Below are 14878 nucleotides of genomic sequence, written 5' to 3'. Positions count from 1 at the left end.
CCAGCCGCCACCGCGCTCAAGGCTGGTGCGCGGTCTCGAAGCTATCGTCGATCGCGCGGTACAGCGCGGAACCGGCCTTGCTCCAGCAGCCATATTCCTGAGGCGCCGCGATGGTGCGGACGCCGCTGGTCAGCACCATGATCGGCGTGCCGGCATTGCTGATGACGCCGCCGCTTTCGCCCCGGCGGCAGATATTCAGGCCGCCCTTCTGCACAGGGGGCCAGGCGTCCCGGATCGCCGACAGGCGTGTCGCCTCCAGCTTCCCGCGCAAAACGGGGCGCACCAGCGCCGGATCGCTGCAGACTGCCCGCGCGGCGTCAGCGTATAGTCGCCCGTACGCAGGTCGATCTGGACATTGCCGGCCGGGCACCATTCGGAATGCCCGATGGTCGCGAAGATCACCGGGTCGGCAGGCGCGGAGGCAAGGCCCGCGCCAGCGGGCTGGGCGAGAAGCATCAAGGCTGCGACGATGCCGACCATGCGGGCAACATTTCACAAGGGGCGCCAGGTCACAATCGCGGTGCCGGAGTCTATTCGCGCCATTTCCGGGCATTTGCCACGCCGGTGCCGCAAATCGCCGGTTCACTCGGGCCATGCTCACCGCCCTCCTCCTCGCCGCGCTCGCCCCGCAGGACCGGGCGCCGATCTTTCCCAGCCCGGACGAGGCAGGCGAGGCCGCGATGGTGCCGAAGCGCCCGTGCCGGCCGGGTGGGGACACGATCACCGTTTGCGGCAATCCGAACGGGATGCGCCTGCCCACGCTCGACGAGGCGCGCTGGGCGGAGAAGCCGCTGCGTCCCGATTTCCGCTTGCCCGGTGGCGGCAAGGGCAATGTGGTCGCGGTGCAGCGCGAATTGCCCGGGGCCAAGGGCGTGGGACTGATGGCCACCGCCACCATCCCGCTCGGCAGGAAGCCCAAGAAGCAGGACGAGGACGCGAAATAACCCTATTGCGCGCTCCCGCCGCTGTGCCAGAGGAGCGTGCATGACCAGCATCGGCATCTATGGCAGCCTCGGCCGAATGGGGCAGGCGATCGCGGCGGTGGCGCCCGAGATGAGCGCACGCATTGCCGGCGGCGCCGACGCCCAGGACGATCCCGGCGCGATTGCAGCCGAAGCGGACGTGCTGATCGACTTCTCCGCCGCCCAGGCGCTCGAGGCGCATCTCGCCGCCGCGCGTGCAGCCGGCAAGCCGATCGTGGTCGGCACGACCGGCCTCTCGCCCCAGCATCATGCGCTGATCGATGCGGCGGCGCAGGAGATCGCGGTGCTCCAGACCGGCAATACCTCGCTCGGCATCGGGCTGCTCCAGCGGCTGGTGCGCGAGGCGGCGCAGCAGCTCGGCGCCGACTGGGACATCGAGATCGTCGAGATGCACCATCGCCACAAGGCCGACGCGCCCTCGGGCACCGCGCTGATGCTCGGCAATGCCGCCGCTACCGGCATGGGCACGACGCTGGCCGAGGCCGAGGTGACCGACCGCGCCGGCACGGTGGGGCCGCGCGCCACCGGTACCATCGGCCTGGCGAGCCTGCGCGGCGGATCGGTGGTCGGCGACCATAGCGTCGTCTTCGCGACCAATGGCGAGCGGATCGAGCTTACCCACCGCGCCGACGACCGGGCGATCTTCGCGCGCGGCGCGGTGCGCGCGGCGCTGTGGCTCGCGGGCAAGCCGGCCGGCCGCTACACGATGGACCAGGTGCTGGGCGGGTGAAGAAGGAGGACGTCTTCGAGTTCTTCTCGCGCCTCGCCGCGGACAATCCCCATCCCGAGACCGAGCTCGAATCGGTCAACGACTATACGCTGCTCGTCGCGGTGGTGCTCTCGGCCCAGGCGACCGACGCCGGGGTGAACAAGGCGACGCGCGCGCTGTTCCGCGAGGTCGATACGCCGGCCAAGATGGTCGCGCTGGGCGAGGAAGGTCTCAAGCAGCACATCAAGACGATCGGGTTGTTCAACACCAAGGCGAAGAACGTGATCGCGCTGTCCGAGGCGCTGATCCGCGACCATGGCGGCGAAGTCCCCAATGACCGCGATGCGCTCGAGCAGCTGCCGGGCGTCGGGCGCAAGACTGCGAACGTGGTGATGAACGTCGCGTTCGGCGCCGAGACCTTCGCGGTCGACACCCACATCTTCCGCGTCGGCAACCGCACCAGGCTGGCGCCGGGCAAGACGGTGCTGGCGGTGGAGAAGAAGCTGGAGAAGGTGGTGCCCCAGCCCTTCCGGCTGCACGCGCATCACTGGCTGATCCTGCACGGCCGCTACACCTGCAAGGCGCGCACCCCGGAATGCTGGCGCTGCGTGGTCGAGGATCTGTGCCCCTACAAGCCCAAGACCCCCGCGCCGAAAAAGCCGAAGACGGTGTCCGCGCACTGAGGGGCTGGCGCCGCCGCAAATGCTTTGCTAGGCGCCCTGTTCTGACTCCAGGCACCCGTAGCTCAGCTGGATAGAGCGCTGCCCTCCGAAGGCAGAGGCCACAGGTTCGAATCCTGTCGGGTGCGCCACTTTCGTTGGAAGAGCCTCGCATAAGCTCGAGCGGGCCGGTTTTCTCTACATTAAGGGCTAGGCGGCGTGCCGGCTGATCGTAGCGACTACGCTGCGGCCGAAGCGTCACAATGCGGACCGTCGCCCCATGCCGGGAGCTAGCGGCAGGGTTGCGGGCCGGGTTCTGTGTTCAGGGTCAGCCTCGGTTGCCATGTCGGATAGGGGCCGCGCAGGCGCAGGCGGAGCTGGCTGACGAGACCGTCGCCCCGCGTGCCGGCGCAGCGGCCGATCAGGATTGTGAAGGCATCGACAAAGGGAAGGTCGAGCTCCTCGATGCCCTGGCTGATATCCTGGACCTGCGCGTCGAGGATGAGGGTGCCGTCGACGTTCAGCGTGTTGATCGCGTCGCTCGAGCGGATCAGGTAGCGGCTGCCGATCTGCACATTCGCGCCGCGCGCCTCGCCGAGCGCGAGAATGCTGCCGCCGTCGGAGATGGTGGCAAGCGGCGCGCCGATCGAGATCCGCCCCCCGGTCCCCGGCCCGGAGGAGGTCGTGATCGTCGCCGAGGAATTGCGTCCGCGAAGCTCGAGCAGCCCCGAACTCGGCATTGCGATCGTGATGTCCCCGGCGCTGCGCAGCCGCGAGTTGGTCGATATCTCCGCCCCGTTCGCGAGCAGGATATGGTTGGCCGTCAGCTGGATGGATCCCGCATCGGCATCGCCGATCGCGGTGGCCTGGATTCCCGAATGCGCGCCGTCCATCACTACCGTGTTCGCGCGGACGGCGACGTTGCCGCCGCGTCCCGTCGCCCCGGTGGCCGAAACAGCGAAGATGCCACCGCCGTTCAGCAGTTCGAGCCGATCGACATCGATGCTGACGCGACCGCCCGCGGTTGCGTTGCCGGTGCTCGACGAGATGGCCGAGCGATTGGCTGCGGGAGTGGCGCCTGCCGCGTCCGACACCCGCAACGTGGCGCCGGCGCCATGGACGCGGATATCGCCGGGAAGCGTGGCGTTGCCGCTCACGTCGCTGTCGACGCGGCTCAGCCCGTCGATCGTGCCCAGATGCCCAATGCCGATATCGATCGAGCCGGCCGCACCGGTGCCGCTTGCCGCGGTCGAAAGGACAGATCTGTCGGTGACGGTCAGATCGTGTCGTGCGACCACCTCGATCGACCCCGCCGCGCCGGCCGACGCGCTCGACCCCTCGACGATCGCATTGCGCAGCACCAGGTCGTTGCCGGAAAGCAGGACGTCGCCGGCGCGTCCGGTGGGGGACGGCTGCCCGGCCAGCCCGCGCGCGCTTTGCGCGATGAGATCGACTCGTTCGAGCGTCAGCTGGTTGGTTGCGCGCAGCTCGACCGCTCCGGCGGACTGGCTGCCGCTGGTTTCCGATGCGATGCGTACGCGGCCGCTCAGCGTGGCGGCCCGGTCCAGGCGCTGTGTGGCGCCGCTGAGCAGGATGTCGCGCGCCGCGATGGCGATGCCGCCGCGGCCGTTCGGGTCCGCAACGCCCTGCGAGCTTGTCGTCACCGATATGATTGCCTGGCTTGCCGGCAGGCCGGGAGAAATTCCCATCCTGACCTGATCCTGCGCGGTGATCTCGATCGAGCCCGCCCGGCTCGCCAGCCCGGCCGCAGTCGACGACAGCCACGAACTGAGCAGGCTCACATCGTCACCGGCGCTGACCCTTATGGTGCCGGCGCGGCCCGCCGCGCCCGTTCCGGCTCGTGCAATCGAGCCCGTCGCGTTCGTCTCGATGCTGCTGGTCAGCATCGTCACCGATCCGGTTCGCGCGGTGATGGCGATGTCGCCCGAATCCCCGCGTGCGCTGGCCGCGGCGTGGATGTCGGTATCGACCAGGTCGACCGACCTGCCGATCAGGCTGATGGTGCCGGCATTGCCGTCCCCGAAGCTGCTGTTGGCGATGCTCGTCCGACTGAGCGCGAGCGTTCCGGTCGCGTCGAGCGTGACCGCGCCGGCATTGCTGCCGCTCAACGTCACTGCGAGGAGGCTCGTATCGCTCAGCTGCGCGTCGCCTGCATGAAGGCTGATTGCGCCCGCGGCCCCCGCATTCGGGTCCGACAGCGTGCTGACGACCATATGGTCGAGCGAAAGGCTCGAGGTTCCGGTCAGGTCGATCGATCCCGCTGCGCCGCGATTCGAAGTTCCCGCACTCCATCTGGATTGGCGCAGCGTCGCGCGGTCGGCGCTCAGGCTGATATTGCCGCCGCGGCCGAGCCCGCTCGTCGCACTGGTGACGGCAAAGGCATCGATGTCGATCGTCGGAGCCGAAAAATAGATGTCACCGGCATCGGCGATGCTGGTGGTGGCGCTGGTGAGCGAGCCGTTTCGCAGCGACAGGCTTCGTGTTGCGGCAAGGGTGACGGTGCCGCCACGGCCGCCGCCGCTGGTCCCGCTTTCGATCTGTGCGCCGCTCAACGCCACCGCGCCGCCCCGTATCTCGATGTTGCCGGCATTGCCCTGGCTCGTCGTCGCGCTGCGGATCAGCGGCGCATTCATCTGCAGTTCGTCGGCCGTGATCGACAGCGTGCCACCCTGGCCGTTGGTGAAGGTGTCGGTGACGAAGCTGCCGCGCTCCGTCACCAGCTTCGCCGCATTGACTCGAATCGTGCCGGCGTTGCCGAACGCCACGGACCGGGCGATCAGCGTCGATTCGACCAATCGGGCCTGGCCGGCATTGATCTCGATGGTGCCCCCGGTGCCGCCGCCTATGCTCGACGCATCGACATTTGTCCGGGTCAGATCCAGGATATCGGCGGTCAGGCGGACCAGTCCCGCATCGCTGCTGCTGGCCGTCGCGGCGCCGATCGTCGAGTCGACAAGCGCGATGCTGTGGGCCCGGACGTTGAGGACGCCGCCTGGCGCCCCGATCAGCGGAAAGTTGCTCGAGGTCAGGAATTGCGCCCGCTCTCCGACGATAGTCCCGACATCGACATCGATGCTGCCCGAGCTTCGAGTGACGCCGTTCAGGCGGACGTCGAGCACCGCGTCGGTCATCGATAGCGTTGCGCCCGCCCCGCGGATGCGCACGATCGACGTGCCGGTGTTCGCGCCCAGGCTCGATCCGCCGATCTGCGCCGAAGGTGAGGCGCCCGGATTCCCGCGCATCTCGAGCAGCGTGCGGATATCGAGCAGCGCGACATAGGGCGTGTCCGTGACGCCGGTCTGCATGTATATGCGGCTCAATCCGGACATTCTCAGCGTATCGGCCTGGATATCCATGTCCACACCGACCCCGTTGGGAAAATCGCCCCCCGCATAGATTGCGGTCTCGGTGCTTCCCGAGGTGGCGCCGATCAGATCGATGTTCCCCGCGGAGATGCCGATCCCGGAATTCGCCCCTCGAAGGTCGTTCAGGTTGCCGGTGCCGCTGATGCTCGCATTGCGAAGGGTGAGGGTGCCGCTCAGTTGCGGCAGTCGCCCGAGCGCGTCGAGGCTCAGCGCATAGCTGGCCGCGCCGACGGCCGCGAGCCGGAGGCGCGTGTCGACGGTGCGGATACTGGTGTCGGTCAGCGTCAGGTTGGGCGCGGCGAACAGCGCAGTCTTGCCGCTTCCAACCTTCAGGCTGCCGCTGGAGCCCGGGTTGACGTCGTTCTTCTCGAACCGGATGTCCCCGCTTTGGCCACCGATGAAGCCAAAGCTTTCGGGCGGGGCGGACGAGAAGGTCGAGCCGTTGGATTCGGCGGCGCGCAGCTGGGTGCCGTCGCGGAAGCGCAGCGTGCCGGCAGTCGAGACATAGAAGGACTGCGGGACATTGACGCTGAAGCTCCCGCCGAAGACGACGCCCGCCGGGTTGATGAAATAGAAGTCCGCGTTGGGGAAGGTCGAGGAATCGAACCTGCCATGGAGATCGGACGGGTCGCCGCCGGTCACGCGGTTGATGATGTTGCGGACGTTGACGCGGCTGGGGTCGGAGCTGAACCAGACGGCGACGTCGCCGGGAGCCAGGTCGAAGCGCGTGAAACTGTGGAACAGGTTCGCATTCGGATTGTCGGCAGGCCCCGAATAGCGTCCGCCATTGATGAATATGTTCGGGTTGGCGGCCCCCGGACCGCGCTGGACCGTCGTGGCCGTGCTTAGCGCCGGCGCCGTATCGGGCACGATCGCCGTCGTCACCTGCGCCCAGGCGGGCGCAGCGGTGCATGCGAGCGCACAGGCCAGTGCCAGCCTGCTTGCCCGTGCCGCATGGGGGAGGCGCCGGAAAGCGACGGTACGATCGGCGGAGACCTTCATTTGACCACCTTCACCGTTGGAGCGGTCGATGGCCGCATGCGGTCGCACGCCGCCTTCCGCTGATAATGCGCCAGGCCCTGCTCTTCGGGCTGCAGCTCGGTATGGATGTCTGCGATGCGCTGCTTGTCGTCCTTGCTCAGCGTCATCGGCTGCGCCTCGATCTCTTTCCACCAGGGCTTGCAGCTGTTCTTGAGCCCGTCGAAACTCGTGCCGTAATCGGCTTCGCGGAACAGCAGGCGCTGGCGCTCGACATAGGGACCGAGCACCTTGCTGAGCCAGGCGGCTTCGGGGCCGAAGCGCTTGCAGGCGACTTCCGCATTGCAGACGTGGGTATCGACGCAGGTGCGCACATCCTCGAAGAAATCGAGATAGGCGGCGACATCGCCCGCCACGCCGTCATAATCCTTCGAAGGCGAGACGATCTGGAGCCGCAACTGCTTCAGCTCCTCCTCCTTCATGCCCAACATGACATAGGGCACGCCCATGCAGACGAAGCCGTCGGTGATCCGGTTGCGCCGCGTCTGCATCTCGTCGGAGCCCCAGCGGCTCTGCAGCTCCAGCACCTTGTCGTTCTGCCACTGGCCATAAGCGAAAAAGCCGCCGGCGGACGCGACAAGCACGCCCAGTAGCGTGAAGGCGGCCTGCCAGCCCTCGGCGCTCCAGCGCGGGATCAGCCTAATTGCCACGCCCGTTCCTCCTGCCTCGAAACGGTGTGAAGGCTTCGGGCGGGCGCACATTGCACTGCGCAAGGTGGATCTTCAGCGGCACCGCGCCAGCGCCGGCCTCTCTGAGCAGGCATGATGCCTGGGCGGGCGTGATATATAGCTGGCTGAGCGGCGGACCTGATCCGCCGGACGGACCGCCAAGGGTTCCGTCGCAAACGAGCAGGACGGTTCGTGCCCTGTTCGACTTGTCCTTGCTGGCTATGGTGAGCTTCGCGACGACGCACTGCGCCGCATTGCTGTCACGGATTTCGTACACGTCCGGAAGGGGCGAAGCCGTCTGCTGGGCGATTGCGGCGCTACTTGTGCACGCAAGGGCGAGTAGCGCGAGCCGGATGCTCGCCTGCCGCGGGCGTCCGCTCCAGGCCCTTTTCTCCATCGGCTTCGTCATCGATTGCCTCCTTTGAGAAAACGCAGTGGTTGTACCGTCACGCCGAAATGATAGCCGCGGCTCGCCAGCGACTTGCCCGGCAAGGCAAGCTGCTCGGTGAGCCGCCAGCCACGTTCGAACCGGGCCTCGATCGCGGGGTGGGGTTTCCAGGCAAGCCCGAGCCCGACGCTTGCCAGCCAGTCGCGCGAACGTGTCGCGGCGTTGAGATTCTCGGCATAGGCTGCGTCCCCGAACCCCCAGATGCGGAAGTTGAGCAGCCCCGCTGCACCGCCCCTTGCGCCGGCAATACTGAAGTCGCGGCCCAACTCGATCGTCCCGGTCGCGCCCCTGTCCACCAGCAATGTCGCGTCGGCGAAACCGCGCACCGAATTGACGCCGCCGATCGGCAGCCGCTCGGCGGTGTAGAGGAGGCCCGAAGTCCATTGGCCATCCAGCCGCAGCGTCAGGATCGTGTCGGTCCAGGGCAATTGCCGGGCATAGCTCAACCGGCCGCGGACCAGGAAGAAGCTGGGGGAGGGCGCAGCCACGCCCGCGATGTCGGTGCGGCTGCCGGCGAGCCCGAACGTCGCTTCGGCACGCGCCGCAAGCGTCCAGCCGCGCTGCCCGGCTTTGTCGGCGCGACCGCGTTCCAGCCAATCGGCCGATGCGCGCAGCGCCGTCGTATAGGAGCGACCATCGACTGCGCCGGGTGCGAAGGAAAAGGGGATGCCCAGCAGGTAGGAGCGGGATTCGCGATGCGACAGCGTAAGCCCGATCGCCAGGTCCTTCGCGGGCGCCCAGGCGAGCGGCGCATCACCCGGCATGCGCCCGGCCAGGCGGCAGCCCAACAGGCCGGTGTCGAACGCCCGCCTCGGCACGCCTTCGAGCGGGTCGCCGAACAAGGGCGTCAGTGGACACCGGAGCGCGCCATAGCTCAGGCCCGCTTCGCCGCCGTAACCGCGCGAACGAATATCGAGCGCGCGCAGCAGCGGATCGACAATCTCGGCCTCGTTATAATCGCCGCGCACCCGCAACGAGATCTTTGGGCCAAGACTGATTCCCAATGTTCCGTTGGCGTCGACGGCACCCGCGGTCAGTCCGCCTTCCACGTCCAGGGCGACCCCCGGGAAGGGGCGCCGGATGCTCAGACCGGCAAAGCTTCGGAGGCTGCCGATCGACGGCGTGCGATTGTTTGCGGTGCCGGCATAGGCATCGAAGCCTTGCCTGGACTCGAGCAGCGGCGCGCCATCGACGGGCTCGAGCGTCGCGCGGCCCGGAGCCCCCGGCATCGCGGCGAGCTCCATGTTGACATGCTTCACCCATTGATCGCGATCGTCGGCAAGCCGCCTGAAGTTCCGTTCCAGCAAATAGGCGTTGAACGCACGGCCCTTCGAACAGCCTGCCAGCAGCCGCTTCTCGGCATAGCTGCCGAGCCGCCGCGATTTCTGGAGGCGCGAGCGATCGATCGCGCAGCGGCCCTCGGCGCTTTCGAACCTGCCCACGACCATCTGCAGCCGAACGGGGCCATCGGTGGGTTCGCCGCGCAGCAGTCCGGAATTGACATAGCCCTGTGCGTACAGGGCCTGGTTGACGCGCCTTATATTGGCCTCGAGCCCGGCGCGGGGAACGCGGAATCGCCAGGCGCCACTCCCCGCTTCGCGCGTGGCGGACGAAGTTGCGCCCAGGCATTGCGAGACCCATTGCGAGCCGAGCATCGCTTCTACCGGGCAGAACTGGCCGGCGGCGCCGGCCGGTGCCCTCATGACCGGCTTCAGCGCGCTTTCCCATTCGACTTCCTCGCTGGTCAGCACGATCTCGACATCGTCCTGCCCGGCCTCATCCTTTCCGGACTCGGGTCCAGCCAGCTGCATGCCGTCGGACTGCGCCTGCGCAGGCGCAAGGTTCGCGATCGCCGCCGCAGCGGCGCCTGCCTGGAACAGGCGTTTCAACGCCAGTTTCCGACGACGACGAAGACACCCCAAGTGGGCGGAAATCCAAGTTCGCCCTCGTTGTCGAGTTGCGCGAGCCTGAGCGCGCCGGCGGGCGTTTCGCCTTCATTCAGCAGTGCGTTCAGAAAGGATTGGCCCGTCGCGGGGTTGCGTGAAAAATACTCCGGTGTCGGACCGCGCTGTACCGAGACGAGCGGGCCGACCGTGGTGCGTGCGCCCCCGCGCAGCGCAGCACCGGCGATGCCGATATCGCCCGCATCGCTCGCTGCGGCATCGCAAGCGATGAAGATGAGTAGCTCGAGGCTGGTCGCCCGGCGCTCTCCCTTGCGGAGGCTGGCCTCCAGCTTGCCGATCTCCAGGCATGCCAGAGTGTCATTCGGGGGAGGGCACGGTTGGGTGCGCTTGTCCTCCGAAGGGACGACGATATAGCTTCCCGCCCGATTCCATTGCGCGTGGGTGGCGAGCAGGACGATCTGCCACCGGTCGCGCTCGAGGGCCTGGCCCAGCACGCTTGGCTTGAATGCGTCGCGTCCGATCAAGGCCCGGGTGCGTCCGTCGCTCTGCGAGGCGTCGAGGCCGGTCAGGAACTGCTCCAGTCGCTCGTTCCCATAGGCGTCGAACCCGCCGAGCAGAACGCCGCCCCGTTTTATCGTCGCGGGCGCGCGGACATAAGCGAGGCCGGGGCCGATCGCGATCCTGGCTGCGCGCAGCAGAAAGGCTTGCGGGTCGCTTTCGGGATGCAGCAGCGCCCAGGGGACGTTGCGAAGGATCGGGTCGGGGAAGAAGATGAGCGTCACCGGATTGGCCGCGCTCGTCGCCGTGGGCGCGGGTATCGCCTTCTCTTCTATCAGCGGTGCGATCAGTTGCGCGTAGAGGAACTGCGCCTTCCTCGCCTCCCAGTCTACGGTGTCGGGGTCGGCGCCTCCGCTGACGCTGGCGGAGGCGGGTTGCAGGGCGGCGACCAGTGCGCTCGCAGCCGCTGCAAGCTGCGCCCCCCCGCTGGCCGATCCGCCGGCAATGACGCTCCAGCCACGCTGCGCGGAATCGTTGCCGGCGACCAGGATATAGCTCCGTGCGGTGCCCACCACCGGATATATGATCCGCTCGCCCGCGAGAAGGTCGCGATACGAAAGCGGGACGGCGAGGCGGTCGCAAGCGTCCGCGACGCTGTCCTCGATCTGCGCGCGCCGCGAGGCTTCGCCGATTTCCAGGAGCAGCGTGCTGCCCTTGCTTCCGGATTCATATGCCGTATCGGCGGCCGCCTGGAAGATGGGCAACAGGCGATGCCGGAAGGCATTGGGAATGAGCTGCGCTAGACTGTTCTTGCCGCCGGGCAGATTCCCAAGCGCGGAGAGCTCGGCATAGGCCCGCAATACGGCCGTGGCGTCGAGATGGTCTCCTTTGCCGTCGATCTCGGCCAGCGCCATCCAGGCTTCGGCGCCGGCAAGGCTTGGACCCGTCGAGGAAGCATAGGCGATAGCGCGGCGGGCGAGCATCCACGCGCAATCCCTTCCGCGGCGATCCGCGCAAATCGCCTCGCCGCCGGAAGGCGGGCGTTCGCGTGGCAGGGCGAATGCGATCCTTGCGGAAAGCGCGCAAGTCGTCGTGTTCCCGCAAGGCTGGCCCGGCTGCCCCAGCAACGCCACTGCCCGCCCGAGGTCCTGGACGATCGCATCACCGGGCCTGCCGCCCCGGGGCATCATGTCCAGGATTCGATGCGCGCTGGCCTGGGCAATTGCGATTTTCGCTTCGCCACAGGCTGCCGACCCGCCCGTCTCCGTCCCCAGCGCCGCATGAAGTATCCGGGCTGCCTTTTCTGCGCTGTCGAGGGGCAAATCACGTCGGCCGGCACCGTAAGTGCGGGTCAATATGCCTTCTTCTAAGCGCAATCCTTCGATCAACTTGTCCAGGGCGGCCGGGCACTCCGACAAGTGCGTGGTCTCGACTTGCCTGGGGGCCGAGGGATTCGGTGCGGCATGCGCGAAGCCGCTCAATATGGCCGCAGAAATGGCTATGCGAACAACTATGCCGCGCATTTTCAAGATTCTTCCCCCCGGAGCGAATCGTCTTACTGCACAGCCTAACGTGAATCAGGTGAAGCTGACACCGGAATTCATAACCACCTCACCAGGACTCATAATCATGTGGCAAATATGCTCAGATTAACCATATGTTATTATTCAGTTTTGTCTTCGTGAAAATTTATCGATCCCGTTCGGGCTGGGAGTTTTTGTCCAAAATGGTGGTTTCTGTTCGAGTATAACAATGCGTTGAAGCTTAGGTTCGCAGCGCAGAGATTCGAGTTCGCTCGAGCGCGATCCGGTGGACATGGGGAGCCGGTTACCGAAGTAACCGTCACCACTGGAATTCGGTTTGGATGTCATTGTCCCGCGGACAGCCCAGGAGGGGGAGGCAAGATGCCAATCAATACGAATTTCAAGTTCCGGCAGGAGCATGTCGGTGTCTCGGCTACCACCTTCTCGGGGGAGGATTTCCTTGGCCTGTTGCGCGGGCTCGTCGGAGACGAGCCCAACGGCAATCCCCAGCGCACCTGGAAGGGCTCCGGGTTCAACATGATCTGGCGGCCCAATTTCAACAATACGTCAGGCAGTTCGCAGCATTTCCTGCAGCTCAACATGACGAACGAGACTCTGTCCTTCACCGATGTCAGCGGCCCGACCGGCATCGCCAATCGCGGCCTGCTCCAGGACGATATCTTCCTGGGCGGCGTGGCCTATCTGCAGACCATCGAGGACAGTTTCGACAATAGCGGCCAGCATTTCGAGCCGGGCCTGTTCATCAACGTGCCCGAGACGGTCAACCCGGCGGAGCCGCCGACGGTCGGCCGCATGGGATCGATCCCGCACGGCACGACCATCAACATGCAGGGCACGGCGCTGACCGCGCCGCAGCCGATCATCGATCCGGTGTCGATCACGCCGTTCCGGATCGGCGATCCGACCGCCCTGGTCCCCTTCCCCGAGGAGGATCTGTCGATCACCTTGGATTCCCGCACGCCGCTGGTCCGCGTCGCCGGGCTCACCCAGGCCCATCTCACCAATCCCAACCTGTTCCTGAGCGACGCGCTGCACGGCCAGACGATCACCAGCACGACCGCCATTCTGCTCTCGACGGATTCGGGCCCGCCGGGCGGGATCGACGTCGGGGGTGGTGCGGACAACATTGCCTTCCTGGCCGGCAAGGGGGTGCCCCCGACGGGCGGACCGAACGCGGTCGCGCCCAAGGTCACGGCGATCTTCTGGATCGAGGAAGGGATTGACGCCTATGGAGCGCCGCTGCTGCAGCTCCAATATACGCAGACGGTATTGCTGGACTTCAACGGGCTCAGCTGGCCGCACGTGACCGTCGCGACCCTCAAGCCGGTCTGAACTGCACCGCCGCCGGCTCCGGTCGATGAACGATCGGAGCCGGCCGCGCCCGTCCCCTTTCCATTCCAAGGAGCGATGACGCGGGCATGAGCCGGTTTCCGACACGCCAGTTTCCCTATTCCCGTGGCGGCTCCTCGCTTCAGCTGTCGGCGAGCGATCCGTTCGAAGGGATTGCGCAGGATGCGTTCGTCCGCTTCGTCCTGGGTCGCGACGAGGAAGACCCGAGCGTCATCGACACGCCCCGCATCCTCGACCATGTCAACGACCCCTTCGCCACGATCGTGCTCGCCGCGGGGCACCGGCCGCAGACGCTCGGGGAATTGTTGGACATCCTCGACAAGGCAAGCGGTTCGGACGCGGTGCCGGGGCAGCGGATCTACCGGATCGCGGACGGCGGCCAGATCCCCTGGTCGGAGGCGACTGCATCGATCGAGCGGAACCTGCGCATCGTCGTGACACGCCATCGCGGCGACCAGGCCGAATTGTTCATCTCTACCGCACCGCCCTTCTCGTCCTCCATCTTCCTGCAGGTCTTCGCCTGGGACCCGCAGCTTCGCGCCTATAATTTCTACGAGCGGCGCAGGCGCATCTGGTCCTGGGCCGGAAGCTCGTGGGACGCGCTCGAGCCGGAAACGCGTGGCCGGGGGCCGTTCGACAGCCATGTCAATGGCGGTCCGGTCATGAAGGAGCTGAAGGTGCCGTGGATGCACTGGCACAGCCAGGCGGCACAGATACGCGATGATATCCTTGCGCCCGACGACCCGCTGCGCGGCGATGCCTTCTATCACAGCGAGCCCCCGACCGGCCTTCGCGGCGGCGAGGATCTGGAGCCGATCGTGAAGGCGGGCATTGCGCGCTGGACGGCCGCGCGGTTCGAGGGGCGCGTGCAAGGCGGGCGGCTGGTCCGGGCGTGCGAATTCCTCCGCCAGGTGCTCACGACGACCACCGTGAACCTCACGACTTCCGGCGAGCAAAGCGCGCAACTGGAGGACGGGGACATCGTCCGCCTGCCTGCGACCTTCTTCGTCAATACCGATGCGCTGATCGACACGCTCGGTCTGCCGGTCGCCCTGCCAAAACTGAAGGCGGCGGCGAGCCTCTATCTGGGCTGCCTGTCCCGTTACGCGGTCCAGCTGCAGGATCGCCAGAACCGGCTCGACCAGGACAGTTTCTTCGCCTTCGCCGTGCCCGAGCCATCGTTCGAAGACCTTGCCGCGCTGCGCGAACTGCTGGCGCGCGGCGCCTTGTCGCAGCGGCTGGCGCTGTGCTGGCTGATGGTCGATTTCAGCAATCCGATCTTCTCGAGCCGGCGCGACGCGCTACTCGCCTATTGCCCGGACGAGATCGAGCTCGAGGGCGGTGGTGCGCTCGAAAGCGAATTCGTCGCCACCGTGCGCTCGAGCGCGGCGGCGAAGATCGCCGGCAGCCCGGAGGCCGAGTTCCTCGACTGGTGGGAACGGGCCCCCGATCGGCTCGAAGCACAGGCGGCCGAAGCGGTCGAAGCTTATTGGGCGGCGCTTGGCCGGGCCATCGCGACCGACGACGGTTTCGATGGCGTCTTCCGCCTCGCCGAATTTCGTCGCCGTCAGTTCAAGGACCGCCCGATCGCCGAATTCGGCCTCACGCTGCCGGTCGCGACCGCGCTCCAGAGCATAGACCCGCTGCGCATGCGTGCGGACGGGATAGTCGAACCAGATGAAGGGGGATGA

At 66.9% G+C, this 14878-nt stretch carries 11 protein-coding genes and 1 tRNA gene; 6 read left to right on the top strand and 6 right to left on the bottom strand.

Annotation, left to right across the window (positions count from 1 at the left end):
* Positions 1-16 precede the first annotated feature (16 nt).
* Entirely contained in the window at positions 17-283 is a 267-nt protein-coding gene (locus tag ACEN8G_RS19045; RefSeq protein WP_413414694.1) for a hypothetical protein, read from the bottom strand.
* 310 nt (positions 284-593) lie between these two features.
* Between ACEN8G_RS19045 and ACEN8G_RS19040 the strand changes: the two genes are divergently transcribed.
* From ACEN8G_RS19040 to ACEN8G_RS19025, 4 genes are all read left to right on the top strand, one after another.
* Positions 594-944 (top strand): hypothetical protein, encoded by a 351-nt coding sequence (locus ACEN8G_RS19040; RefSeq protein WP_413414693.1) that lies wholly within the window; start codon positions 594-596, stop codon positions 942-944.
* 40 nt (positions 945-984) lie between these two features.
* Positions 985-1713, top strand: a complete 729-nt coding sequence (dapB, locus tag ACEN8G_RS19035) for a 4-hydroxy-tetrahydrodipicolinate reductase (protein ID WP_413414692.1) — start codon at positions 985-987, stop codon at positions 1711-1713.
* On the top strand, positions 1710-2375 hold the full coding sequence (gene nth / locus ACEN8G_RS19030) for an endonuclease III (RefSeq protein WP_413414691.1): 666 nt from the start codon (positions 1710-1712) through the stop codon (positions 2373-2375). Before dapB ends, nth begins: the two co-directional genes overlap by 4 nt.
* A 51-nt stretch (positions 2376-2426) precedes the next feature.
* Positions 2427-2503: transfer RNA gene (locus ACEN8G_RS19025), tRNA-Arg, on the top strand.
* A 138-nt stretch (positions 2504-2641) separates the two neighbouring features.
* Here the strand turns inward: ACEN8G_RS19025 and ACEN8G_RS19020 are convergent.
* The 5 genes from ACEN8G_RS19020 to ACEN8G_RS19000 are packed head-to-tail and all read right to left on the bottom strand — an operon-like array spanning position 2642 to position 11816.
* A complete protein-coding gene (locus ACEN8G_RS19020; RefSeq protein ID WP_413414690.1) occupies positions 2642-6739 on the bottom strand; it encodes a filamentous hemagglutinin N-terminal domain-containing protein in 4098 nt (1365 codons plus the stop codon).
* Positions 6736-7425, bottom strand: a complete 690-nt coding sequence (locus ACEN8G_RS19015) for a hypothetical protein (RefSeq protein WP_413414689.1) — start codon at positions 7423-7425, stop codon at positions 6736-6738. Before ACEN8G_RS19015 ends, ACEN8G_RS19020 begins: the two co-directional genes overlap by 4 nt.
* Positions 7415-7852 (bottom strand): hypothetical protein, encoded by a 438-nt coding sequence (locus ACEN8G_RS19010; RefSeq protein ID WP_413414688.1) that lies wholly within the window; start codon positions 7850-7852, stop codon positions 7415-7417. The genes ACEN8G_RS19015 and ACEN8G_RS19010 overlap by 11 nt, the downstream gene beginning before the upstream one ends.
* Positions 7849-9780, bottom strand: a complete 1932-nt coding sequence (locus tag ACEN8G_RS19005) for a ShlB/FhaC/HecB family hemolysin secretion/activation protein (protein ID WP_413414687.1) — start codon at positions 9778-9780, stop codon at positions 7849-7851. Before ACEN8G_RS19005 ends, ACEN8G_RS19010 begins: the two co-directional genes overlap by 4 nt.
* On the bottom strand, positions 9777-11816 hold the full coding sequence (locus ACEN8G_RS19000) for a CHAT domain-containing protein (protein ID WP_413414719.1): 2040 nt from the start codon (positions 11814-11816) through the stop codon (positions 9777-9779). Before ACEN8G_RS19000 ends, ACEN8G_RS19005 begins: the two co-directional genes overlap by 4 nt.
* A 381-nt stretch (positions 11817-12197) precedes the next feature.
* On the opposite strand from ACEN8G_RS19000, the gene ACEN8G_RS18995 reads away from it, so the two are divergent.
* Positions 12198-13169 carry a heme-binding protein gene (locus ACEN8G_RS18995; protein ID WP_413414685.1) on the top strand — a complete coding sequence of 324 codons (972 nt, stop codon included), beginning with the start codon at positions 12198-12200 and terminating at the stop codon, positions 13167-13169.
* An 86-nt stretch (positions 13170-13255) separates the two neighbouring features.
* Positions 13256-14878 carry a hypothetical protein gene (locus ACEN8G_RS18990; RefSeq protein WP_413414684.1) on the top strand — a complete coding sequence of 541 codons (1623 nt, stop codon included), beginning with the start codon at positions 13256-13258 and terminating at the stop codon, positions 14876-14878.

The organism is Sphingomonas sp. Sphisp66 (assembly GCF_047324325.1).
Classification (GTDB): Bacteria; Pseudomonadota; Alphaproteobacteria; order Sphingomonadales; family Sphingomonadaceae; genus Sphingomonas.
The sequence above is the reverse complement of the archived record's forward strand: the minus strand, read 5'-3'. Positions and strand labels throughout refer to the sequence as shown.